The 21,322-nt window shown below is 65.2% G+C and carries 24 protein-coding genes, 1 other RNA gene and 1 pseudogene; 7 read left to right on the top strand and 19 right to left on the bottom strand.

The window, feature by feature from the left end; genetic code table 11:
* The first annotated feature begins 99 nt into the window (after nucleotides 1–99).
* Both AC1DS3_RS08720 and AC1DS3_RS08715 read left to right on the top strand, forming a co-directional pair.
* On the top strand, nucleotides 100–684 hold the full coding sequence (locus tag AC1DS3_RS08720) for a BPSL1445 family SYLF domain-containing lipoprotein (RefSeq protein WP_441640536.1): 585 nt from the start codon (nucleotides 100–102) through the stop codon (nucleotides 682–684).
* Nucleotides 685–812: 128 nt separating this feature from the next.
* On the top strand, nucleotides 813–1,538 hold the full coding sequence (locus tag AC1DS3_RS08715) for a queuosine precursor transporter (RefSeq protein WP_441640537.1): 726 nt from the start codon (nucleotides 813–815) through the stop codon (nucleotides 1,536–1,538).
* A 26-nt stretch (nucleotides 1,539–1,564) separates the two neighbouring features.
* Here AC1DS3_RS08715 and AC1DS3_RS08710 read toward each other — a convergent pair whose 3' ends face one another.
* The 5 genes from AC1DS3_RS08710 to tyrS all read right to left on the bottom strand — a co-directional run bounded on the left by AC1DS3_RS08710 (nucleotide 1,565) and on the right by tyrS (nucleotide 4,987).
* Complete coding sequence (locus AC1DS3_RS08710) at nucleotides 1,565–2,239, bottom strand: histidine phosphatase family protein (RefSeq protein ID WP_441640538.1); 675 nt, start codon at nucleotides 2,237–2,239, stop codon at nucleotides 1,565–1,567.
* A gap of 89 nt (nucleotides 2,240–2,328) precedes the next feature.
* Nucleotides 2,329–2,988 (bottom strand): YbhB/YbcL family Raf kinase inhibitor-like protein, encoded by a 660-nt coding sequence (locus AC1DS3_RS08705; RefSeq protein ID WP_477127018.1) that lies wholly within the window; start codon nucleotides 2,986–2,988, stop codon nucleotides 2,329–2,331.
* A gap of 47 nt (nucleotides 2,989–3,035) precedes the next feature.
* Entirely contained in the window at nucleotides 3,036–3,203 is a 168-nt protein-coding gene (locus AC1DS3_RS08700) for a hypothetical protein (protein WP_441640540.1), read from the bottom strand.
* 22 nt (nucleotides 3,204–3,225) lie between these two features.
* Entirely contained in the window at nucleotides 3,226–3,726 is a 501-nt protein-coding gene (gene dtd, locus AC1DS3_RS08695; RefSeq protein WP_441640541.1) for a D-aminoacyl-tRNA deacylase, read from the bottom strand.
* 19 nt (nucleotides 3,727–3,745) lie between these two features.
* The gene (tyrS, locus tag AC1DS3_RS08690; protein WP_477127017.1) at nucleotides 3,746–4,987 is read right to left on the bottom strand and encodes a tyrosine--tRNA ligase; all 1,242 of its coding nucleotides are present in this window, start codon (nucleotides 4,985–4,987) and stop codon (nucleotides 3,746–3,748) included.
* Between the two features lie 228 nt (nucleotides 4,988–5,215).
* Between tyrS and AC1DS3_RS08685 the strand changes: the two genes are divergently transcribed.
* Entirely contained in the window at nucleotides 5,216–6,595 is a 1,380-nt protein-coding gene (locus tag AC1DS3_RS08685) for a peptidoglycan DD-metalloendopeptidase family protein (protein ID WP_477109301.1), read from the top strand.
* Nucleotides 6,596–6,614: 19 nt separating this feature from the next.
* Nucleotides 6,615–7,757: an anhydro-N-acetylmuramic acid kinase gene (locus AC1DS3_RS08680; RefSeq protein ID WP_441640544.1), complete on the top strand. Its 1,143-nt coding sequence runs from the start codon at nucleotides 6,615–6,617 to the stop codon at nucleotides 7,755–7,757.
* A gap of 16 nt (nucleotides 7,758–7,773) precedes the next feature.
* Here AC1DS3_RS08680 and AC1DS3_RS08675 read toward each other — a convergent pair whose 3' ends face one another.
* Nucleotides 7,774–8,688, bottom strand: a complete 915-nt coding sequence (locus AC1DS3_RS08675) for a LysR substrate-binding domain-containing protein (RefSeq protein WP_441640545.1) — start codon at nucleotides 8,686–8,688, stop codon at nucleotides 7,774–7,776.
* Between the two features lie 92 nt (nucleotides 8,689–8,780).
* On the opposite strand from AC1DS3_RS08675, the gene AC1DS3_RS08670 reads away from it, so the two are divergent.
* Nucleotides 8,781–9,578 (top strand): phytanoyl-CoA dioxygenase family protein, encoded by a 798-nt coding sequence (locus AC1DS3_RS08670; protein ID WP_477109300.1) that lies wholly within the window; start codon nucleotides 8,781–8,783, stop codon nucleotides 9,576–9,578.
* Nucleotides 9,579–9,652: 74 nt separating this feature from the next.
* On the opposite strand, the gene erpA is transcribed toward AC1DS3_RS08670, so the two are convergent.
* The 5 genes from erpA to rplM all read right to left on the bottom strand — a co-directional run bounded on the left by erpA (nucleotide 9,653) and on the right by rplM (nucleotide 12,432).
* On the bottom strand, nucleotides 9,653–10,021 hold the full coding sequence (erpA, locus tag AC1DS3_RS08665; RefSeq protein WP_477127016.1) for an iron-sulfur cluster insertion protein ErpA: 369 nt from the start codon (nucleotides 10,019–10,021) through the stop codon (nucleotides 9,653–9,655).
* Between the two features lie 110 nt (nucleotides 10,022–10,131).
* Nucleotides 10,132–10,545 (bottom strand): bactofilin family protein, encoded by a 414-nt coding sequence (locus AC1DS3_RS08660; RefSeq protein WP_441640547.1) that lies wholly within the window; start codon nucleotides 10,543–10,545, stop codon nucleotides 10,132–10,134.
* A 34-nt stretch (nucleotides 10,546–10,579) separates the two neighbouring features.
* The gene (locus tag AC1DS3_RS08655; protein WP_441640548.1) at nucleotides 10,580–11,329 is read right to left on the bottom strand and encodes a DUF6776 family protein; all 750 of its coding nucleotides are present in this window, start codon (nucleotides 11,327–11,329) and stop codon (nucleotides 10,580–10,582) included.
* Between the two features lie 270 nt (nucleotides 11,330–11,599).
* Nucleotides 11,600–11,992, bottom strand: coding sequence for a 30S ribosomal protein S9 (rpsI, locus tag AC1DS3_RS08650; RefSeq protein ID WP_006156414.1), 393 nt, complete (start codon nucleotides 11,990–11,992; stop codon nucleotides 11,600–11,602).
* Between the two features lie 11 nt (nucleotides 11,993–12,003).
* The gene (gene rplM, locus AC1DS3_RS08645) at nucleotides 12,004–12,432 is read right to left on the bottom strand and encodes a 50S ribosomal protein L13 (protein ID WP_006156415.1); all 429 of its coding nucleotides are present in this window, start codon (nucleotides 12,430–12,432) and stop codon (nucleotides 12,004–12,006) included.
* A gap of 764 nt (nucleotides 12,433–13,196) precedes the next feature.
* Between rplM and AC1DS3_RS08640 the strand changes: the two genes are divergently transcribed.
* On the top strand, nucleotides 13,197–13,619 hold the full coding sequence (locus AC1DS3_RS08640; RefSeq protein WP_441640549.1) for an OsmC family protein: 423 nt from the start codon (nucleotides 13,197–13,199) through the stop codon (nucleotides 13,617–13,619).
* Nucleotides 13,620–13,706: 87 nt separating this feature from the next.
* Here AC1DS3_RS08640 and rnpB read toward each other — a convergent pair.
* The 5 genes from rnpB to AC1DS3_RS08615 form a co-directional block, all read right to left on the bottom strand.
* Nucleotides 13,707–14,048: RNase P RNA component class A (gene rnpB, locus AC1DS3_RS08635), an RNA gene on the bottom strand.
* A gap of 43 nt (nucleotides 14,049–14,091) precedes the next feature.
* Nucleotides 14,092–14,928: a DUF3025 domain-containing protein gene (locus AC1DS3_RS08630; protein WP_441640561.1), complete on the bottom strand. Its 837-nt coding sequence runs from the start codon at nucleotides 14,926–14,928 to the stop codon at nucleotides 14,092–14,094.
* A 95-nt stretch (nucleotides 14,929–15,023) separates the two neighbouring features.
* Entirely contained in the window at nucleotides 15,024–16,058 is a 1,035-nt protein-coding gene (gene pyrC, locus AC1DS3_RS08625; protein ID WP_441640550.1) for a dihydroorotase, read from the bottom strand.
* A 46-nt stretch (nucleotides 16,059–16,104) separates the two neighbouring features.
* Nucleotides 16,105–17,445, bottom strand: coding sequence for a glycerate kinase type-2 family protein (locus AC1DS3_RS08620; RefSeq protein ID WP_477127015.1), 1,341 nt, complete (start codon nucleotides 17,443–17,445; stop codon nucleotides 16,105–16,107).
* Nucleotides 17,442–18,530, bottom strand: a complete 1,089-nt coding sequence (locus AC1DS3_RS08615) for a tartrate dehydrogenase (protein WP_441640552.1) — start codon at nucleotides 18,528–18,530, stop codon at nucleotides 17,442–17,444. Before AC1DS3_RS08615 ends, AC1DS3_RS08620 begins: the two co-directional genes overlap by 4 nt.
* Nucleotides 18,531–18,660: 130 nt before the next feature.
* On the opposite strand from AC1DS3_RS08615, the gene AC1DS3_RS08610 reads away from it, so the two are divergent.
* A complete protein-coding gene (locus tag AC1DS3_RS08610) occupies nucleotides 18,661–19,491 on the top strand; it encodes a class II glutamine amidotransferase (RefSeq protein ID WP_043343649.1) in 831 nt (276 codons plus the stop codon).
* A 211-nt stretch (nucleotides 19,492–19,702) separates the two neighbouring features.
* Here AC1DS3_RS08610 and AC1DS3_RS08605 read toward each other — a convergent pair whose 3' ends face one another.
* From AC1DS3_RS08605 to AC1DS3_RS08595, 3 genes and pseudogenes are all read right to left on the bottom strand, one after another.
* On the bottom strand, nucleotides 19,703–20,437 hold the full coding sequence (locus AC1DS3_RS08605; RefSeq protein WP_150987966.1) for an amino acid ABC transporter ATP-binding protein: 735 nt from the start codon (nucleotides 20,435–20,437) through the stop codon (nucleotides 19,703–19,705).
* Nucleotides 20,434–21,117, bottom strand: a complete 684-nt coding sequence (gltK, locus tag AC1DS3_RS08600; protein ID WP_477127014.1) for a glutamate/aspartate ABC transporter permease GltK — start codon at nucleotides 21,115–21,117, stop codon at nucleotides 20,434–20,436. Before gltK ends, AC1DS3_RS08605 begins: the two co-directional genes overlap by 4 nt.
* An 11-nt stretch (nucleotides 21,118–21,128) precedes the next feature.
* Nucleotides 21,129–21,322: pseudogene (locus AC1DS3_RS08595) on the bottom strand (amino acid ABC transporter permease); the annotation flags it as partial.

The following is a 21,322-nucleotide window of genomic DNA, read 5'->3' as shown; positions in this document are numbered from 1 at the left end:
CCTTGTCCACAATGACTTAGCCCCGACCGCCAAGGMAAGGCGACAACTGACGGCAGATGCCCGACGGCCGGCTAACTGATCCCAGACAGGAGAGAGCACATGAATCGACGCCACTTTGTCACCCGGCTGGCGGGCTCAAGCCTGGTCGTGGCCACCGCATTCGCGGCTGGCTGCACCACCACCGGCGCCTATGCGCCAACCGACGCTGCGGCCAAGAAGAAAGAGATCGACGCGGGTGCCGACGGGGCGCTCAACCGGCTGTTCGCGACGGTCGACAGCTCGCGCGAGCTGGCCTCGCGCGCCCAGGGCATCCTCGTGTTCCCGCGTGTGCTGTCGGCAGGGCTGGTGGTCGGCGGCGAATACGGCGAGGGCGTGCTGCGCGCCAAGGGCGCCTCGGTGAGCTATTACCGCACCACCTCGGCCTCGGTCGGCGCGACCGCCGGCGGCCAGTCCAAGTCCGTGGTGCTGATGTTCATGACGCCCGATGCCTACAACAAGTTCGTCAACAGCAGCGGCTGGACGGTCGGCGCGGATGCCGGCGTGGCGCTCGCCAAAATCGGTGCCAACGGCAAACTCGATACGATCACCGGCCAGCAGCCTGTGATCGGCTTCGTGCAGACCAATGTCGGGCTGATGTTCGATGTGTCGCTGGACGGCTCCAAGATCAGCAAGCTGAACATCTAGCCGCAGCCCGCTCAGGCAGCCCTGGCGCGGGGCGACCCGGCCAGGGCGCGCGCTCGTCTACAGTGTGGCGGGGCAAGGTGGGGGCGCGGCTGGCATAATCGCCCAAAAATCGCCCCTGGAACACCCCGATGACCATGTCAAGCGCCACGCCCGCCCATAGCGGGCGCGTCTATCGTTACTACGATCTCGTKATGGTGGCTTTCGTCACGGTCCTGCTGTGCTCCAACCTGATCGGCGCAGCCAAGGCGGCCCAGGTCACGCTGCCGGTGATCGGCCCGGTGACCTTCGGCGCGGGCGTGCTGTTCTTCCCGATTTCGTACATTTTTGGGGACGTGCTGACCGAGGTCTACGGCTACGGGCGCGATCGCCGGGTGGTCTGGGCCGGATTCGCGGCGCTGGCGTTCGCCACCTTCATGAGCCTGGTGGTGCTGAGAATGCCGGTGGCGCCCTTCATGAGCGATTACCAGAAGAGCCTGGAAGACGTCTTCGGCAATACCTGGCGCATCGCGCTGGGCTCGCTGATCGCCTTCTGCTGCGGCAGCTTCACCAACAGCTATGTGCTGGCCAAGATGAAGCTGTGGACCAATGGCCGCTGGCTGTGGACCCGCACCATCGGCTCCACGCTGGCCGGCGAGCTGGTCGATTCCTCGCTGTTCTACGTGATCGCCTTCTACGGCATCTGGCCGATGGAAAAGGTGATCCAGGTCGCCATTGCCCAGTACTTCCTCAAGACCACGTGGGAAGTGGTGATGACGCCGGTCACCTACAAGGTGGTGAACTTCCTCAAGCGCGCCGAGCGCGAAGACTACTACGACCGCAATACCGATTTCACGCCCTTCCGCCTGCGGGTGTAAGGCGCGCCCGGCGCAGCCAGCACGGCTCAGGGCACCCTGCGGTCGACTTCGTCCAGCGTCACCGCTTCCAGGTGGCCCACGTCCGCCCATTGCATGACCGTGAGCCGCACGCTGTCGCAGCGCAGCCGGTTGATGCTGGCATTGAGCAACTCATGCCGGCGCGGCGCCTCCAGCGTCATGTCGTTGGCTTCGCGGTACAGGCAGTCCAGCACGCCGCCGTGGGCCACCAGGGCAATGCGCTCGCCGGGATGGCGGCGCCCGAGCGCCAGCGCGGCTTCCACCGCGCGCTCATGAAACGCCAGCAGGGACTCACCGCCATCGGGCGCGTAGTCGGGAACCCGCGCCTGCCACCTGGCGAAATCCTCGGGCATCTGCTCGGCCACTTCCGCGTAGGTCATGCCCTCGAGCGAGCCATAGCAGCGCTCGCGCAAGCGGGGATCGGGCTGCACCGCCAGGCCGAGCGCCTCGGCCAGCGGCGCCGCCGTCTGCATCGCGCGCGACAGGTCGCTGGCGTAGACCGCATCGATCGGCTCGACCGCCAGCGCCTGGGCCAGGGCATCCGCTTGCGCCACGCCGGTGGCGTTGAGCGGGATGTCGAGCTGGCCCTGCAGGCGCCGCTCGCGGTTCCATGCGGTCTCGCCGTGGCGGATCAGGATCAGGTGGGTGAAGGCCAGCGAATGCGGCCCGGGCAATTGCGACATGCCGTTTCCTTTAGGCGATTTAGGCGGCGCTACGCTGTGCTGTCGTGGCGCCCCTGGCGCGCAGCGCTTGCGCGCCGCGCGGCCCGTGCTTACTGCGCCGGCTGGCCGGCGAGCTTCGGATTGAGGGTATAGGTGCCGGTGCAGGCAGCCTGCGCCAGCACGTGGCCCTGGATGGCCTCGCGCACCTGGGCCCCGGTGAAGGTGCCCTCTAGCGGCAGGCGGTCCAGGTCGAGCGCGTAGACGGTAAACACGTAGTGGTGCACCAGGCTGTCGTTCCACGGCGGGCACGGGCCGTCGTAACCGTAGTAGTCGCCCTTCATGTCCGGGTCGCCGGCKAACCAGCCGGTGTAGTCGTTCAGGCCGTGGCGCAGCCCGCCTGCCGCGGCCGTGCCGCCGGTGGCCTCGGGGCCCGGCTTGCCGCGCGCGATCACGCCATCGCTGTGGGTGCCCACGGAGATGGTGCGCAGCCCCATCGGAATATCCACCAGCACCCAGTGAAAGAAGTCCACGCGCGGCAGCGAAGCGGGCACTTCGCGGCCTTCCTGGTTCACGTCGTCGCCACGGCTGGGCACGTCCGGATCGTGGCAGATCAGCACGAAGGAACGCGTTTCGGCCGGGGCCTCGTCCCAGTGCAGGTCGGGATTGCGGTTGCTCGACAGCGTCACGTGGGTGGCGGGGTCGATCGCGCCGAAAGCGAACTCGATGGGAATCGGCCCGTTGTCGCTGAATGCCTTGCTCCAGAGCTTCATGTTTCTCTCCTTGCTGGGTTGCGCCGCGCACTGCGCGGCATGCGGGATCAGGCCAAGGCCGGTCCCGGCGGTGACGTGCGGCGGCGGTAGCTGAGCTGCAGCAGGCCGTCGTCGAAGGCGCGGTGCGCCACCAGTTGCCAGTCCACGCTGCCATCCGGCGAAGCGATCATGCCGTCGAGGCTGGTGGCGATGTAGAGGGTGACTGTCTGGGTCATGTCCGGTCGGGCCGCCGCCGCATCAGCGGCTGGCCTGGGCTGGCTGAGCGTGGACGGACGGCGCGGACGGCGGCACGCGCAGCCAGAAGGTGACCGGACCATCATTGACCAGGCTGACCTGCATCATGGCGCCGAACTCGCCGGTCTGCACCTCGCCGTGCGCGGCGCGCGCACGCGCCACGAAATGGTTGTACAGGCGCTCGCCATCGGCGGGCGCCGCGGCCGGGGTGAAGCTGGGCCGCGTGCCGCTGTTGGTATCGGCGGCCAGCGTGAACTGCGACACCACCAGCAGGCCACCGCGCGTGCCGCGGCCATCGATGTCCTGCACGGGCAGGTTCATCTTGCCGGCCTCATCGGAGAACACGCGGTAGGCCAGCAGCTTGGCGAGCAGGCGTTCGGCCTGCGCTTCGGTGTCGCCGCGCTCGGCGCAGACCAGCGCCAGCAGCCCGGCGCCGATCTCGCCGGCGGTGCGGCCGTCGACAGTGACGCGGGCCTGGGTGACCCGCTGGATCAACGCAATCATGAGCCGTTCCTGCCCGGCCTCAAGCCAGCGTCACGCGTGCGAAGCGGCGCTTGCCCACCTGCACGACGTAGCTGCCGGCCTCGACCTTCAGCCCCTTGTCGCTGACGATGGTGCCGTCGATCTTGACGCCACCCTGCTCGATATTGCGGTTGGCTTCCGACGTGGACGGCACCAGGTTGGCCTGCTTGAGCAACTGGCCGATGCCCAGCGGTGCGCCGGAAAGGCTGACCTCGGGGATTTCGTCGGGCACGCCGCCGCGCGCGCGGTGGTTGAAATCCTCGAGCGCGCGGTCGGCGTCGGCTGCGCTGTGAAAGCGCGTGACGATCTCCTGGCCGAGCATCACCTTGCAGTCGCGCGGATTACGGCCCAGCGAGATCTCCTGCTTCATCAGGTCGATCTCGCTCATGGGGCGGAACGACAGCAGCTCGTAGTACTTCCACATCAAATCATCCGAGATGCTCATCAGCTTGCCGAACATCTCGCTCGGGGCTTCGGTCACGCCGATGTAGTTGCCCTTGGACTTGGACATCTTCTCCACGCCATCCAGGCCCACCAGCAGCGGCATGGTCAGGATGCACTGCTGCTCCTGGCCGTATTCCTTCTGCAGCTCCCGGCCCACCAGCAGGTTGAACTTCTGGTCGGTGCCGCCCAGCTCCAGGTCGGCCTTGAGCGCGACGGAGTCGTAGCCCTGCATGAGGGGGTAAAGGAACTCATGCACCGAAATCGGAATCCCAGTGCGGAAGCGTTTGGTGAAGTCGTCGCGCTCCATCATCCGCGCCACGGTGTACTTGGCCGCCAGCTGGATCATGCCGCGCGCGCCCAGCGGATCGCACCACTCGSWGTTGTAGCGGATCTCGGTCCTGGCCGGATCCAGCACCAGGCTCGCCTGGCTGTAGTAGGTCTGGGCGTTGGCCTCGATCTGTTCGCGCGTGAGCGGGGGACGGGTGGCATTGCGCCCGGACGGATCGCCGATGGTGGAGGTGAAATCGCCGATCAGGAAAATGACCTGGTGGCCCAGGTCTTGCAACTGACGCATCTTGTTGAGCACCACCGTGTGGCCGATATGGATATCGGGCGCGGTGGGGTCCAGCCCCAGCTTGATGCGCAGCGGCACACCGGTGGCCTCGCTGCGCGCGAGCTTGGCCAGCCATTCGGATTCGACCAGCAGTTCGTCGCAACCGCGCTTGGACACCTCCAGGGCGTGCATCACGGTGGGCGTGAGGGGGTAGGAAGTGGCAACGCCGGAGGAAACTTCAGTCATGACGTAAGTCTTTGAAAAACATGAGAATTCAGACGGCGGCACAAAACGGCTTGCGGCCGGTTTTGGTATAATCCGCGCTTCTTGTGCAAACGGGAATGTTCCCGTGGGCCAACCGCCATTCTAGGCGGCAAACCAATATGGCAGGCGCCGCACCTCCGGGGAGGAAGGCAGACGAGGCAAAAAATCGTCGCGGCAACGCAGCCCGAAACAAAGAGTGAATTTTACGTGATGTGGTCCAGACTCCGCGAAGTTTTCGCGCGTGAGCTGGTGGTTCTGGTCGATCCTACCAATGCCCTGCACGCCCGTCGGCGCAAGCAGTTGACAGCGGCGGTGGGTACGGTGTTCACGCTGGGCATGGCAGCCGCCATGGGCGTGGCCCCCCGTAGCGCCTTCGACGACCCCCAGGCTCCGCGTGTCCGGGAGGCGATACGCCTGCCCGATCTACGCACGCAACTCGAACAGCTTACCGAAACCGACGCCACCTTTGTGCGCGAAGAGCGCATGCAGCGCGGCGACACCATTTCCAGCCTGCTCAAGCGGCTCGGCGTGGACGACCCCGATGCGCAGGCCTTTATCCGGCGCAACACCACGGCGCGCGGCCTGTTCGACCTCAATCCCGGCCAGACGGTGCAGGCCGAGGTCGACGAGAACAACCTGCTGGTGTCGCTGCAAGCCAACCTTGGCGGTGACGCGAACGCCTCCCGCGAACTGGTGATCGAACGCGCGGGCGACCCTGCCGATCCGGTCTACAAGGCCCGCGTGCAGTCGGTGAAGAACGAGCTGCACTATGAGATGCTGTCCGGCGCCATTGCCTCGGGTGGCTTCTTCAAGGCCATGGACGCGGCCAATGTACCCGACGAGATCGTCCAGCAGATGCTCTCGATCTTCTCCGGCGTGATCGATTTCCACCATGACATCACCAGCGGAGACCGCTTCCGCATCGTCTACGAAGCGGGCTTCCGCGATGGCGCGTTCGTGCGCAACGGGCGCGTGATGGCGGTCGAGCTGATCAACCACAACCAGTTGCACCAGGCACTCTGGTACGCACCGGAAGGCAGCAAGCAGGGCGCGTACTACACCTTTGACGGGCGCAGCATGAAGCGGCCGTTCCTGCGCTCGCCGGTGGAGTTCTCGCGCGTGTCGTCGGGCTTTGGCGGACGTGACCATCCGCTGCACCACCACTGGGCACAGCACAAGGGTGTGGACTTTGCCGCACCCACGGGCACCAAGGTGATGGCCACCGGCGACGGCGAAGTCGAGTTTGCCGGCCAGCAGAACGGCTACGGCAACATCGTCATCCTCAAGCACCATAGCGGCTACTCCACCTACTACGCGCACCTGTCCGGCTTTGCCACGATGAAGCGCGGGCAGCATGTGTCGCAAGGCGAGGTCATTGGCTACGTCGGCCAGACCGGCTGGGCCACCGGCCCGCACCTGCACTACGAGTTCCGCGTCAACGATGTGCCACTGAACCCGCTGGCCATCGCCGCGCTCGACACGCCTGCGCTGTCCGGCCCGGCGCGCCAGCAGTTCCTCAGCTATACCAGCGAGATGCTCAGCCGCATCAACGCGCTGCGTACCTACAACGTGGCTTCGGCCAGCAATTGATCCATCGAGCCAGCCCAGCATGCCAACCTCGTCCCCAGACTGCTTTATCGGCATCATGTCCGGCACCAGCATGGACGGCGCGGACGGCGTGCTGGTCGATTTCTCTGGGCCACGGCCCGCGGTGCTGGCGGCAGCCTTCCAGCCCTTCCCGGCCGAGCTGCGCGACGCGTTCAGCGCGCTGCAGCAGCCCGGCGACGATGAAATCCACCGCGAGGCGCTGGCCGCCAATGGGCTGGCGCGTGTCTATGCGGCTTGCGTGGCAACCCTGCTGCGCGATGCCGGGCAGACGCCCGACGCCATCGCGGCGATCGGTGCGCACGGCCAGACCGTGCGCCATCGGCCCGGCTTGTACGACGGCATCGGCTATACCCGCCAGAGCCAGCAACCCGCGCTGCTGGCAGAGTTGACGGGTATCGACGTGGTGGCGGATTTCCGCAGCCGCGATGTAGCGGCCGGCGGCCAGGGCGCACCCTTGGTACCGGCGCTGCACCAGGCGCTGTTCGGCGACGCCACCCAGACACGGGTGGCCTGCAATATCGGCGGGATCTCCAATATCAGCGTGTTGCCCGCCACCAGCGAAGGCGGCGCGGCGCGGCCGGTCACCGGCTTCGACTGCGGCCCGGGCAACGTGCTGCTCGATTACTGGATCGACCGGCATCACGGCCTGGCCTACGATGCCGACGGCACCTGGGGCGCCAGCGGCAAGGTCAACCAGGCGCTGCTGGCGCGCCTGCTGGCCGAGCCTTATTTCAGCGTGGCCCCGCCCAAGAGCACGGGCCGCGACCTGTTCCATCCCGCCTGGCTGGAAAATCATCTTTCCCAGCACGGCACGGCACTCGATCCCGCCGACGTGCAGGCCACGCTGGCCGCGCTGACCGCCGGGGCCATCGCCCACGATGTCAAGCAGCACGCGCCCGACGCGGCGCGGCTGATCGTGTGCGGCGGCGGCGCCCGCAACCGCCTGGTGATGGCGTTGCTGGCGCAGGCGCTGCCCGCTGTCACGGTGCAAAGCTCGGACGATCTGGGCGTTCCCGTATCACAGGTGGAGGGCATCGCTTTTGCCTGGCTGGCGCGGCAGATGCTGCGCGGGGCGCCGGGCAATGTGCCTACCGTCACTGGCGCGGCCGGCCCGCGTGTCTTGGGCGCGCTCTACCCCCGATAGCAACACCTAGCCACCCTCACGCCGGCTCGGCGTGGCCTGCCTCGCAAACCCACTGGATAAACGCTTGCGCAACGGGCGAAGGCCGCATGGCTGGCGAACGCGCCAGCACCACGCGCTGCGGCGTCACGGCCTCGCGCAGCGGCAAGCAAACGATGGGCTGCCCGTCATAGCTGTGATCGCCCGCCGGGCGCGTGCATGACAGCGCCACGCCATAGCCGTGCGCCACCAGGCCGCGCTGCATCTCGAAAGTCTGCGTGTACTGGTGCAGTTGCGGGCGCAAGCCGTGCGCCCAGAACAGCGAGAGGAAGTACTCACGTGTTTGCGCAATATCCTCCAGGATCAGCCGTTCGCCAGCCAGGTCTTGCAGGCTCACGCTTGGCTGCACGGCCAGCGCATGACCGGCGTGCAGCAGCGCGTAGGGCGCAAGCCGGGCAAGTACCCAGCGCGCAATGCGCTGGTCGAAGCCGAGGTCGTAGGTCAGCGCCAGCTCCGCCTTGCCGGCAGCGAGCGTGCGATGGACCGTGGCCAGGTCGGCCTCGAACAGCGTCACGGCAACATGTGGATGCAGGCGCCGGAAGCCGGCCAGCAGCCGCGGTGCGTAGTAGGCGCCGAGATCCTGGAAGCACGTCAGCGACAGTTGCCCGCTAAGGCCGCGCGCCTGCGCCTGGTCCACGCCATCGGTTGCCAGGCCGGCGGCCAGCGCCAGGATGTCGCGGGCGCGGCCCAGCAGGCGCTGGCCAGCCGGCGTCAGCTCCAGACCGCGGCTGACCTGGCGGCGAAACAGGATTTCGCCCAGCGTTTCCTCGAGCTGCGCCACGGCCTGCGACACGGAAGGCTGCGACACGTGGCGCGCGCGGGCAGCCGCGCTAATGCTGCCGTGCTCGGCGGCCGCGACAAAGTACTCGAGCTGGCGGAAGGAGAATCCAATCATGATTTCCTATACTACAGCATAGGAAATATATTCTTTTCCTATTGCCACCCTGCCCCGATACTCGTCCCAAGCCAGCCACCCATGGGACACTCATGCACATCACCGCAGCCGAAATCGAGACCTACCAGCGCGACGGCGCCCTGGTATTGCGCGGCGCTTTCACCGATTGGGTGACACCGCTGCGCGAAGGATTCGAGCAGAATCTCGCGAAGCCGGGCCCGTTTGCCATCGAAAACGTCGGCAGCGCTGAGCGCGGCCGCTTTTTCGAGGACTACTGCAACTGGGAGCGCATCCAGCCGTTCGCCGACTTCATCCGGCGCTCACCGGCCGCAGCCATCGCCGGCCACATCATGCAGGCTGAGGCCGTCCAGGTGTTCCACGAGCACATCCTGGTCAAGGAACCGGGCACGGCAAAGCCCACGCCGTGGCACCAGGACCTGCCCTACTACTGCGTGGATGGCTTGCAGACCGCGAGCTACTGGATCCCTCTGGACCCGGTTACCACCGCCAATACCTTGCGTGTGGTGCTGGGCTCGCACCGCTGGCCCAAGTTGGTCAGGCCCAAGCGCTGGGCCAGCAATGAGAATTTCTATGCTGGCAGCGACCAGTTCATGGAGATGCCGGATGTGGACGACGGCAGCCACACAATCCTGATACCGGAGCTGGAGCCGGGCGATGCCGTGGTGTTCGACTTCCGCACGGTACATGGTGCCGCAGGCAATACCGGCACGGGACGGCGCCGCGCCTTCTCGGCACGCTTCCTGGGCGACGACGTGCGCTATCTGGAGCGGCCTGGCCGCACCTCGCCGCCCTTCCCCGGAATCAGCCTGGCCAGTGGCGAGCGGATGCGCGAGGACTGGTTCCCGGTGGTCTGGCGCCGGGACGCATAAATAAAAAAGCGCACCAAGGTGCGCTTTTTTATTGCCGCGAGAACCTGTCGGAAACCGCGGCGCTCTTGCGAGCCTTACACCGAGAACGAAGAGCCGCAACCGCAGGTGGTGCTTGCGTTGGGGTTCTTGATCACGAACTGTGCGCCGTTGATGTCTTCCTTGTAATCGATCTCAGCGCCCACCAGATACTGGTAGCTCATCGAGTCGATCAACAGCGTGACGCCATTCTTGTCCAGCGTGGTGTCGTCCTCGTTCACCTCTTCGTCGAAGGTGAAGCCATACTGGAAGYCGGAACAGCCGCCGCCCTGCACGAACACGCGCAGTTTCAGATCGGCATTGCCCTCTTCCTCGATCAACTGCTTGACCTTGTCGGCAGCGCTGTCAGTAAAGACGAACGGGGCCGGCATGTCCTCGGTAACGGGTGCCTCTGCGACTGCGTTCATGGGGTTCTCCTATGTAGATACGCCTGTATTTTAAGCGCTCCGGGAAGATCGTGCCGAAACCCCGTGAATTCAAGGGGTTCTGTTGGTGCAATCAGGCCACGGGTGCCGTATCAGGCGGATTCTTGCGTGCCGGATGCCAGAACCAGGTTGGGCAGCGCCTTGGGTTGCGCATTGCCGAGCGGCACAAGGCGGCCTTCCACCAATGCCCCCTGGTGCATTTCCAGCGCGGCGTAGTGCACCTCGCCCTCCACGCGGGCGTGCGGTTGCAACTCCAGCAGTTCAGTCGCGTGCACAGGTCCGGTGACCGTGCCGTTGAGAATCAGGTGCCCGACCCGGACTTCGCCCTCGACCACGCCTTTTTCGCTGATGACCAGCATGCTCGCCTGGTCGGCAGCCGCCGTCACATTGCCGCGTACCCGRCCATCCAGGCGCAGGCCGCCCGAAAACGTCAGGTCGCCCTGGATCACGCTGTGCTGGCCGATCAGGGTATCGATCGACAAGCCTTTCTTCTTGGAAAACAACATAGGTCCCTTTTTTCGTTGCTGGCCCAGCGCACCCTTACGGCATGGCCGTCTGGGTCGCGCGCAACTGACCGTTTTGCAAAATTCGTACCGTGACCGCCCGTACCGTGGCGCCGGCAGGCAGCGCAAAGGCACTTTCGATCCGCTGGTAGTGCATGACCCGCAGGTCAGGCAGCGAACCAGCGCCATTTTCCGGCAGGCTCAAGGTGACCGGCTTGCCATCCCGCATCAGCGAAACGACCAACTGTAGCTCACCATGGAACTCAGGCAAGGATGAAAAAGCCTTGGATCCACCCTGCATTATCAGCAATCGATAGTGCATCTTCAGCGGGTCGGCTTCATCAAGACCCACGCGAAAACTCCGCACATGGATGCCGGACGTATTGCCGCTGGCCGGGAGCAGGCCCTCGAAAAATGCCAGGTCTTCCTTGAGTTGGGCGACCTCGCCTTCCGCCGTCTTCAACTGCCCGGTCAGCGCCTCCTGGGCGCTGCGGGCCATCTGCAACTGCGCCTCGGCGGTGTTGGCCACCGCCTGCAAGCGTTCGTGCTGAGCCGTCATCGCCGCCACCTGCTCGCGCAGGGCCTTGTTCTCCGCCGTCATATCCGGCGCACCAGCCAGCCGCCGGCCAGCGTCGTACGCCCAACGCGCAGCGACCACCACCACCACGAGCACGACGACGAGCGCCGCGGCGGCGCCCAGCGCACGCAGCGGCCACGGCAGATGCGAACGCACCGCCAGGCTCCCGGATAGCGAGCCCCGGCGCGGGCGCAGCACACGATACTTCATGCGCCGCGGGCTCGCGGCACCGGCAGGCGGACGCGGTACGGGTCGGCAGGCCTTCGCATCCAATGCATCATGGTCGGGTTCTCCGGGCGGCAAGAGCAGGGATTGTATCCGGGGCGATGCAAAGTATTTGTAAAACGTGGTGATAGCCTGCCGTTACACGCCATTGCGCGCGCCTTCACGAGCGCTAGCGGCAAAAAAAAACCGCACGGCGAACCGTGCGGTTTTTTCTGAACGGCCAGATCCGGTTGAACCGGACCTGCCGAACACACATTAACGCTTCGAGAATTGCTTCCGACGACGCGCCTTGTGGAAACCGACCTTCTTACGTTCCACTTCACGCGCATCGCGCGTGACGAAACCGGCCTTGGACAGCGACGGCTTCAGGGTGGCATCGTAGTCGATCAGTGCACGGGTGATGCCGTGGCGCACTGCGCCGGCTTGACCCGTTTCACCGCCGCCAGTGACGTTGACCTTGATGTCGAAGGTCTGTGCGTTGGCAGTCAGTTCGAGCGGCTGGCGCACGATCATCAGCGAGGTTTCGCGAGCGAAATACTCGTTGATGGGCTTGCCATTGACGATGATATCGCCCTTGCCCGACTTGATGAAGACCCGAGCCACTGCGCTCTTGCGGCGGCCAGTACCGTAATTCCAATTTCCGATCATGGATGGCCCCCTTAGATTTCCAGCGCTTTAGGCTGCTGCGCTTCATGCGGATGCTCGGCTTCGGCGTAAACCTTCAGCTTCTTGATCATCGCATAGCCCAGCGGGCCCTTCGGCAACATGCCCTTCACAGCTTTTTCCAGGGCGCGGCCCGGGAAACGTTGCTGCATCTTACCGAACGTCGTTTCGTAAATGCCGCCCGGGTAACCCGAGTGACGATAGTACTTCTTGTCGGTTTCTTTGGTACCCGTGACACGCAGCTTGCCTGCGTTGACGATGATGATGTAATCACCCGTGTCGACGTGCGGAGTAAATTCCGGCTTGTGCTTGCCGCGCAGTCGGCGTGCCACTTCGCTGGCAACACGGCCGAGGACTTTGTCCGTCGCGTCAATCACGTACCAGTCGCGCTTAACCTCTGCAGGCTTTGCGGAAAAGGTCTTCATGATTTTTCCTGAGACTTGTAGAACCTGCCCGAAACATTGACTTTACGTCGTCGGCCGACCCTTAGGATCTGACCTTCCTGCTTGTATGTGCAGGCTCTCCCTGAATTCCTTCCCGCGGGCATGACGGAAAAGCCTACGAGTATACTGCGGACTGCGGCCCGAGCACAAGGAAAGTTAGGGAAGAACACCAAGATGATGCCCCTCCGTGTGCTGTTCGCCATCCAGGATGCCAGCGAACAGCATAGAAGCAACCCATGAGGCACTTACGGCGGGATGCGCTTCGGGCCTGGCAGGCGCAGAATAAAAAAAACCCAAGCTATTGAGCTTGGGTTTGAATCCACCAAAGGAGGAGGGTGGAGGAGACACTGGGAGACCGACGGGGCTGGATCGAGGTGCGGGCCGACGAATGTGGCTGAAACCATCCGATTCGCTTTCGCACTCTGCGCCGTGTTGCGCGCCGTCGTTCAATGATTCAAATTATACATGAGCGCCCTCTCAGCGCAAGGAAATTTGCACTGCGAAATGACATTCCGCATTGTAAAAAATCATCAAGAGGCACAAGACGATTTTTTATACAATAAAATCAATAACTTAAGAATTGACTGCGCTGTCACGGTACTGTCATCTTAGAAGAGAGCTTCAGTTTCCGGGAGAAATGCCGAATTATGGCGCTTCCAGACAAGTGGCCTATACTCAAAAAGCAAGCTTTGAAATCGCGTGTTCTTGATCGAATACGCACTCACTAGAACGCAGGATCGAACAAAATGGAATGCAAAGTAACTTGGATGGGCACCGACGGCATGAGCTTCGTGGCCGAGACGGGCAGTGGCCATATCGTGGCGATGGACGGTGCACCCGAGGGCGGCGGCCACAACCTGGCCCCGCGTCCGATGGAAATGGTCCTGCTGGGCACCGGCGGCTGCACCGCCTATGACGTGGTGCTGATCCTGAAGAAGAGCCGGCAGGATGTGCGCGGCTGCAGCGTGAAGCTGCACGCGGAGCGCGCCAGCGAAGACCCGAAGGTCTTCACCAAGATCAACTTCCATTTCACGGTGAGCGGGCGCAACCTGAACCCCGGCGCGGTCGAGCGTGCCATTCACCTGTCGCACGACAAGTATTGCTCGGCCTCGATCATGCTGGCCAAGACGGCGGAAATCACGCACACGATGGAAATTGTAGAGGTGTAGGGTGTAGGCGCCTGGCGCCTGGCCAGCCCGTGGGAGCCGGCGGTGGCGCCCCCATTGGGATGGGTGCGCGCCACACTAAAGAATCAGAAGCAAAGCAGGCCGATAAGCCGGATTCTGTGCGCGCCGGCTTCCTTGCGGTTGCCGGCACGTGACAATCATTCCTCTAGGCCGGTCGTTACCGACCGGCTCAAGCTCCMTACCCGCAGGCTCAGCGGGCCGCCTCAATGCCTGCCTATTTGGGATTGCTCCAGGTGGAGGTTACCGCGTTTCACCCTTCCCATCGGGCGAACCCGATGGCAAGACTCGTCTCTGTGGCCCTATTCCGCACGTTGCCGTGGATGGCTATTAGCCAACACCCTGCCCTATGGAGTCCGGACTTTCCTCCCCTTGCACCACGAGGGTGCAAGCAGCGATTGTCTGGCCTGCTTTGCGGCCCGCAGTCTAACACCGTTTGGCCGCGAACCGGCCACCCTCATGCGGCCTGCGCGCGGCGCCCGCGACGAAACACCGTGGTATCCGCGTAATAGGCCGGATCGCGATTGGCTTCGCACCAGCCGGGAATGCCCAGCACCGGCAACGGCGCAAAGCGGCCGCTRTGCAATTCGGCCGCTTCGAGCGAGGCGCACACGGAATCGTCGAGCGAGCCGGGCAGCGCAGCGCCTGCAGCCGGCGGGACGGCCAGTGGCCACGCATGCGCGGTCAGGGCCTTATAGGGCCGCACCAGCTTCTCCAGCAGAGCGTGGCCGAAGGGCACCACGCTACAGCGGGCAGTGCTGTCACGGCTTCCGGCATGCTCGCTACCGTCCCAGACATCCCGCCGCGCCACGAACAGGTGCTCCCAGCCAAAACCGCGCAAAACGGACTCCAGGCCACTGTCGGCACTCAGGAACAGGATGGCGTTCTCGTCGAACAAGGTCGCGGCATCGCGCAGGCTGCCACGGCGGCCCTGCACGCCTGCCACCGCGATAGCGTGGGCCTGCAGCCGGTTCAGCACGCGTTTGGCACGGGGAAAATGCAGCCAGATGAGCGCATTGAAGAAATCGTGCAGGTTGTCGCGCGTCGGCACGGCGCCGGTGGCGTAAATATGTGCCTCGTAGGCCGTGCCGGCGGGCAATTCGGCTTGCGCAACGAAACGCAGCGGCACGCCGCGGGCATTGCGCAGCGCGCGCTGCGCGGCCACTTCRCTGAGGACGGCGCGCAGGTCGGCGCCACCTTGCAACGCACTGACCAGCGCCGAGCCGATGGTGGCAAACGGCCGGAACCACGGCTGCGCCCAGTCGATCTGCGCCACCGCGGCGACCAGCGCCAGCCCGGCTGCGGCGTCGGCATCCCGTGACGCCGCAGCCGGCCGGACCTGGCTTTCTGCTTGCACTGCCGCTTCCGCCTCCGCTTCGCCAGCGCGGCTTAGCGGGCCTTCCAATGCAGCGTCTCGCCGCCGCGCAGCGGCACCAGCGTGGTATCGCCATATGGCAGCTCGGCCGGCAGCTCCCACGCCTCGCGGACCAGGGTGAGCGTGCCGCTATTACGCGGCAGGCTGTAGAACGCCGGGCCGTTGAAGCTGGCGAAGGCTTCCAGCTTGTCCAGCGCACCGGCGGCTTCGAAAGCTTCGGCGTAGAGCTCCATGGCGTGCAGCCCGGTATAGCAGCCGGCGCAGCCGCAGGCATGCTCCTTCAGCCCGCGCGCGTGGGGCGCGCTGTCAGTGCCGAGGAAGAAGCGCTCGCTGCCAGACACGGCCGCGGCCACCAGAGCTTCGCGGTGGGTCTCGCGTTTGAGCACCGGCAGGCAGTAATAGTGCGGGCGGATGCCGCCGGTGAAGATGGCGTTGCGGTTGTACAGCAGGTGATGCGCAGTGATGGTGGCGGCGACCGGGCCTTCGGCGTCGCGCACGTACTCGGCCGCATCCTTGGTGGTGATGTGCTCGAACACCACCTTGAGCGCCGGGAAATCGCGGCGCAGCGGCGTCATGACCTTGTCGATGAAGACGGCTTCGCGATCGAAGATGTCGATCGCCGGATCGGTCACTTCGCCGTGCACCAGCAGCGGCAGGCCCACGCGCTGCATGGCTTCCAGGGCTGCCGCGCAGTGACGCAGGTCGGTCACGCCGGCATCGCTGTTGGTAGTGGCGCCGGCCGGATACAGCTTGACCCCGTGCACGAAGCCGCTGGCCTTGGCCGCAACGATCTCCTCGGCCGTGGTCTTGTCGGTCAGGTACAGCGTCATCAGCGGCTCGAACGCCATGCCGGCCGGCAGTGCGGCCAGGATGCGGTCGCGGTAGGCCGCGGCCTGCGCCACCGTGGTCACGGGCGGCTTCAGGTTGGGCATGATGATGGCGCGGGCGAACTGGCGAGCGGTATCCGGCAGGACGGCGGCGAGGGCGATGCCGTCGCGCAGGTGCAGGTGCCAGTCGTCCGGGCGGGTAATGGTGAGAGTCTGGGTCATGGCTTTCGTGGGCCGGCCGGCAGTCACGGCTGGCGCTTGTCAGGGATTACAGAATCAGGATGGCGCGGTAGTCATTCACATTGGTCCGCGTGGGGCCCGTCACCACGAGGTCGCCGGCGGCATCGAAGAAGCCCCAGGCATCATGCGCGTCGAGCCGGGCGCGCGCCGGTGCACCGGCAGCCTGCGCACGCGCGGGCGTGGACGGGTCCAGCAACGCGCCGGCATTGTCCTCCGAGCCGTCGATGCCGTCGGTGTCCGCCGCGATGGCGTACACATTATCAACGCCATCCAGCTCCAGGGCGAGCGACAGCAGGAACTCCGAGCACCTTCCGCCACGGGGCTTTCCAGCCGCCCCGCCACCGCCCTGCGGCAACGTGACGGTGCATTCACCACCGGAAATCAGCACCACGGGCACCGCGAATGGCGCATTGTACGCGCGTATCTCGCGCACCAGCGCCGCGTAGACTCGGGCAACTTCCTGCGCCTCGCCGGTCACCGTGTCGCCCAGTACCACCGGCTGGATGCCGCGCGCGCGGAAGTGATCCGCTGCCGCCATCAGGCTGCCGTGTGCGGTAGCGATCACACGATTCTCAACCCGCGCGAACAGCGGATCGCCGGGCTTGGGCGTTTCCGCCACTTCGCCGCGCGCACCGCGCTCCAGGTAAGCCTGCACCACCGGCGGGACCACCGCACCGTAGCGGCGCAGGACCGCCAGGGCATCGGCGTAGGTACTGGCGTCGGGCACGGTGGGACCGGAGGCGATGGCGCTGGGGTCATCCCCGGCCACGTCTGACACGATCAGCGTGGTCACCGGTGCGCGGCAAGCCTGGGCGAGGTGCCCGCCCTGGATGCGCGACAGGTGCTTGCGCACGATATTCATGTCCGTGATGGGAGCGCCGCAGCGCAGCAGCTCCTGCGTGGCGGCCTTGAGGTCCGCCATGGCGATGCCGTCGGCCGGCAGCGACAGCAGGCTGKAGCCGCCGCCGGACACCAGCACGATCAGCCTGTCATCCGGCCCGAGCTCGCCCGCCCGCGCCAGGATCTCGGCCGCGGCGCGCTCGCCAGCCTCGTCCGGCACCGGGTGGCCGGCCTCTATCACGCGCACGTGTTCGGTCGGCAGGCCGTGGGCGTAGCGCGTCACCACCAGGCCGTCGAGCTGCACCGCGCTGCTCCGGCTGGCATATGCCCGCTCCACGGCCAACGCCATCGAGGCCGCAGCCTTGCCAGCGCCTACCACCAGGGTGCGCCCGCCAGCCTGGGGCGGCGGCAGGTGGTCCGCCACGATGCTCAGTGGGTCCGCTGCCGCCACTGCGGCATGGAAGCTATCCAGCAGCAAGGCGCGCGCGTCGGCCGCGGTGGCCGGCAAAGGTTGGGCGGCCGTGCTCACAGCGCGCGCGCGATGGCCTGGCCCAGGTCCGCCGTGCCGGCCTTGCCGCCAATGTCGCGGGTCAGCGGGGCATGTTCCGGCCCGGCCGACAGCACCTTCTCGATGGCACCCAGCACGGCCGCGCCGGCTTCCGGCTGGCCCAGGTGCTCCAGCATCATGGCGCCGCACCAGATCTGGCCGATCGGGTTGGCCACGCCGCGCCCGGCGATGTCCGGCGCGGAGCCGTGCACGGGCTCGAACAGGCTGGGGAAGGTGCGGTCCGGATTGATATTGCCCGAGGGCGCGATGCCGATGGTGCCGGTGCAGGCCGGGCCCAGGTCGGACAGGATGTCGCCGAACAGGTTGCTGGCGACCACCACGTCGAACCAGTCCGGATGCTGGACGAAGTGCGCGGTGAGGATGTCGATGTGGTACTTGTCAACCTTCACGCCGGGGTAGTTGGCAGCCATGGCCTCCACCCGCTCGTCCCAGTACGGCATGGTGATGGAGATGCCGTTGGACTTGGTGGCCGACGTCAGATGCCTGGCCGGACGCTTTTGCGCCAGCTCGAAGGCGAACTTGAGGATGCGGTCCACGCCCGTGCGCGTCATCACCGTTTCCTGGATCACCACCTCGCGGTCGGTGCCGGGGAAGATGCGCCCGCCGATGCTGGAGTACTCGCCCTCGGTGTTCTCGCGCACTACGTAGAAATCGATGTCGCCCGGCTTGCGCGCATTGCCGTCGCGGTCCACCAGCGGGCTGCGGATACCGGGCATCAGCCGCACCGGGCGCAGGTTGACGTATTGGTCGAAGGAGCGCCGGAACTGCAGCAGCGAGCCCCATAGCGAGACGTGGTCGGGCACGGCGTCCGGCCAGCCCACCGCGCCGAAGTAGATGGCGTCGTACTTGACCAGGGTGTCGAACCAGTCGTCCGGCAGCATCTTGCCGTGGCGGGCGTAGTAGTCGCAACTGGAGAAGTCGAAGTGATCGAACTGCATGTCGATGCCGAACCGGCGCGCCGCGGCGTCCATCACGCGCAGGCCCTCAGGCATCACTTCGGTGCCAATGCCATCGCCGGGGATGACTGCGATCTTGTACTTGCTCATGTCTCGAGGGCCCGCTGCATGGTATGGAAATCGGGGAAAAACGCGCTGCGCTTGGCAGATAACCCGGGCAGGCCGGATAATGGAACATTCTATTGCAATCCGGCAGCCTGCTGCCGGTCCGGTGCCCGCCATGTGCCAGCTGCTCGGCATGAACTGCGCCACGCCGACCGACGTGACGTTCTCCTTTACCGGCTTCGCCGCCCGCGGCGGCGTCACGGACCACCATGCCGATGGCTTTGGCGTGGCGTTCTTCGAGGACAAGGCCTGCCGCCTGTTCATCGACAACCAGTCCGCCGGCACCTCGCCCGTGGCTGAGCTGGTCAAGCGCTACCCGATCAAATCCAAGAACGTCATTTCCCATATCCGCAAGGCGACCCAGGGCACGGTGCGGCTGGAAAACTGCCATCCCTTCATGCGCGAGCTGTGGGGGCGGCACTGGATCTTTGCCCACAACGGCGACCTGAAGGACTTCTCGCCTTTCCTCTCGGGGGTCTACCAGCCGGTCGGCGACACCGATAGTGAACTCGCCTTCTGCACGCTGATGCAGGGGCTGCGCAAGCGCTTCCCCGGCTCGCAGCCGCCGCTCAACGAGCTGTGCCACGCGCTGGCGGACATCACGCGCGAGATCACGCAGCACGGCGTGTTCAACTACCTGCTGTCCAATGGACAGGCGTTGTTCTCCCACTGCTCCACGCGCCTGTACTACATCGTGCGCCAGTGGCCGTTCTCCACCGCCCACCTGATCGATGCCGATCTGTCGATCGATTTCGCCCAGGTCACCACGCCCGATGACCGCGTGGCGGTGATCGCCACCGCGCCACTGACCGACAACGAAACCTGGACCGCCTTCGCGCCCGGCGAGCTGATGATGTTCGAGGAAGGCCGCTCGGTGATGACGCTGACGGTGCCGATCCCGCCGGAAGTCCAGGCCAAGAACGCGGCCAACAGCGCCTGCACCTAAGAGGCCATTTCAAAAAGATGCTGGCGTCGTTGCGCGGCCTTGGCCGATCCACTTGTACTGTCTGCGGCCGCGCGCCTAGCCAGAACCGCTTCGCTTCATTTTGAAACGGCCTCTAAGCCTGCGGCAGCGCCACGCGCCAAACAAAAAGGGACGCCTCGGCGTCCCTTTTTGCATCCTGCCACCCATCAGCGCGAGGAGGCAACTGCCCGCATCAGTGATGCAGGATCTTCGACAGGAACTGCCTGGCCCGCTCGGAGCGCGCTTCGATATTGCCGAAGAACTCCTCCTTGGCGCAGTCCTCGACGATCTTGCCCTGGTCCATGAAGATCACGCGGTTGGCGACCTTGCGCGCGAAACCCATTTCGTGGGTCACGCACATCATGGTCATGCCTTCCTGCGCCAGCTGCACCATCACGTCCAGCACTTCGTTGACCATCTCCGGGTCCAGCGCCGAGGTCGGCTCGTCGAACAGCATGCAGATCGGATCCATCGACAGCGCGCGGGCAATTGCCACGCGCTGCTGCTGGCCGCCCGACAGCTGGCCCGGGAACTTGGCCGCCTGGGCTTTGAGGCCCACGCGATCCAGGTACTTCAGGCCCTTCGCCGTAGCCTCTTCCTTCGAGCGGCCGAGCACCTTCATCTGGGCGATGGTCAGGTTCTCGGTGATCGACAGGTGGGGGAACAGCTCGAAGTTCTGGAACACCATGCCCACGCGCGAACGCAGCTTGGGCAGGTTGGTCTTGGGCGAGCCCACCGAGGTGCCATCCACCGTGATGTCGCCCTTCTGGAAGGGTTCCAGCGCGTTGACGGTCTTGATCAGCGTCGACTTGCCCGAACCCGAGGGGCCGCACACCACCACAACTTCGCCCTTGGCGACCTTGGTGGTGCAATCGGTCAGCACCTGGAAGGCGCCATACCACTTGGAGACGTTATTGATTTCAATCATACGGCCACCTTTTTCTGGTAACGCTTGACCAGCAGCGATGCGGAGAAACAGATAATGAAATACACCAGCCCGGCGAACAGCAGCATCTCCACGATGCGGCCGTCACGCTCGCCAATGCCGTAGGCCTGGCCAAAGAAGTCCGCCAGCGCGCTCACGTAGACCAGCGACGTGTCCTGGAACAGGATGATGCCTTGGGTGAGCAGCAGCGGCACCATGTTGCGGAAGGCCTGCGGCAGGATCACCAGCCGCATCGACTGCCCGTAGGTCATGCCCATGGCCTGCGCGGCGAACATCTGCCCGCGCGACACGCTCTGGATACCCGCGCGGATGATCTCGGAATAGTACGCCGCCTCGAACAAGGCAAAGGCAATCAGCGCCGAGGTCATGCGCAGGTCGGATGCCTGCGACAGGTTGAACGCCTTTTGCAGCAGCTGCGGGATGATCAGGAAGAACCACAACAGCACCATCACCAGCGGRATSGASCGGAAGATGGTGACGTAGCCCTGCGCRAACCAGTTCAGCGSCTTGACGGAAGACAGCCGCATCATCGCCAGGATGGTGCCCCAGACGATGCCGACCACCACCGCGGTGACGGTGATCTTGAGCGAGACCAGCATCCCCTCGCCCAGCACGTCCAGCGTGGTCGCGTTGATCGAGCTGAAATCGAATGTATATGCCATGACGTGTCCTCTTACTTGCCGCCGATGAAGCCGGGCACGCGGGTGCGGCCTTCGACCCAGCGCATGAGCAGCATGACCACGATATTGATCAACGCGTACATGATGGTCACCGCGATGAAGGACTCATACGGGCGCGCCGTGTAGTCCACCAGTTGGCGCCCCTGCGCCGCCAGCTCCAGCAGCCCGATGGTCGACGCCACAGCGG

The sequence above is a fragment of the Cupriavidus sp. 01L46 genome (assembly GCF_056399905.1).
The sequence above is the reverse complement of the archived record's forward strand: the minus strand, read 5'-3'. Positions and strand labels throughout refer to the sequence as shown.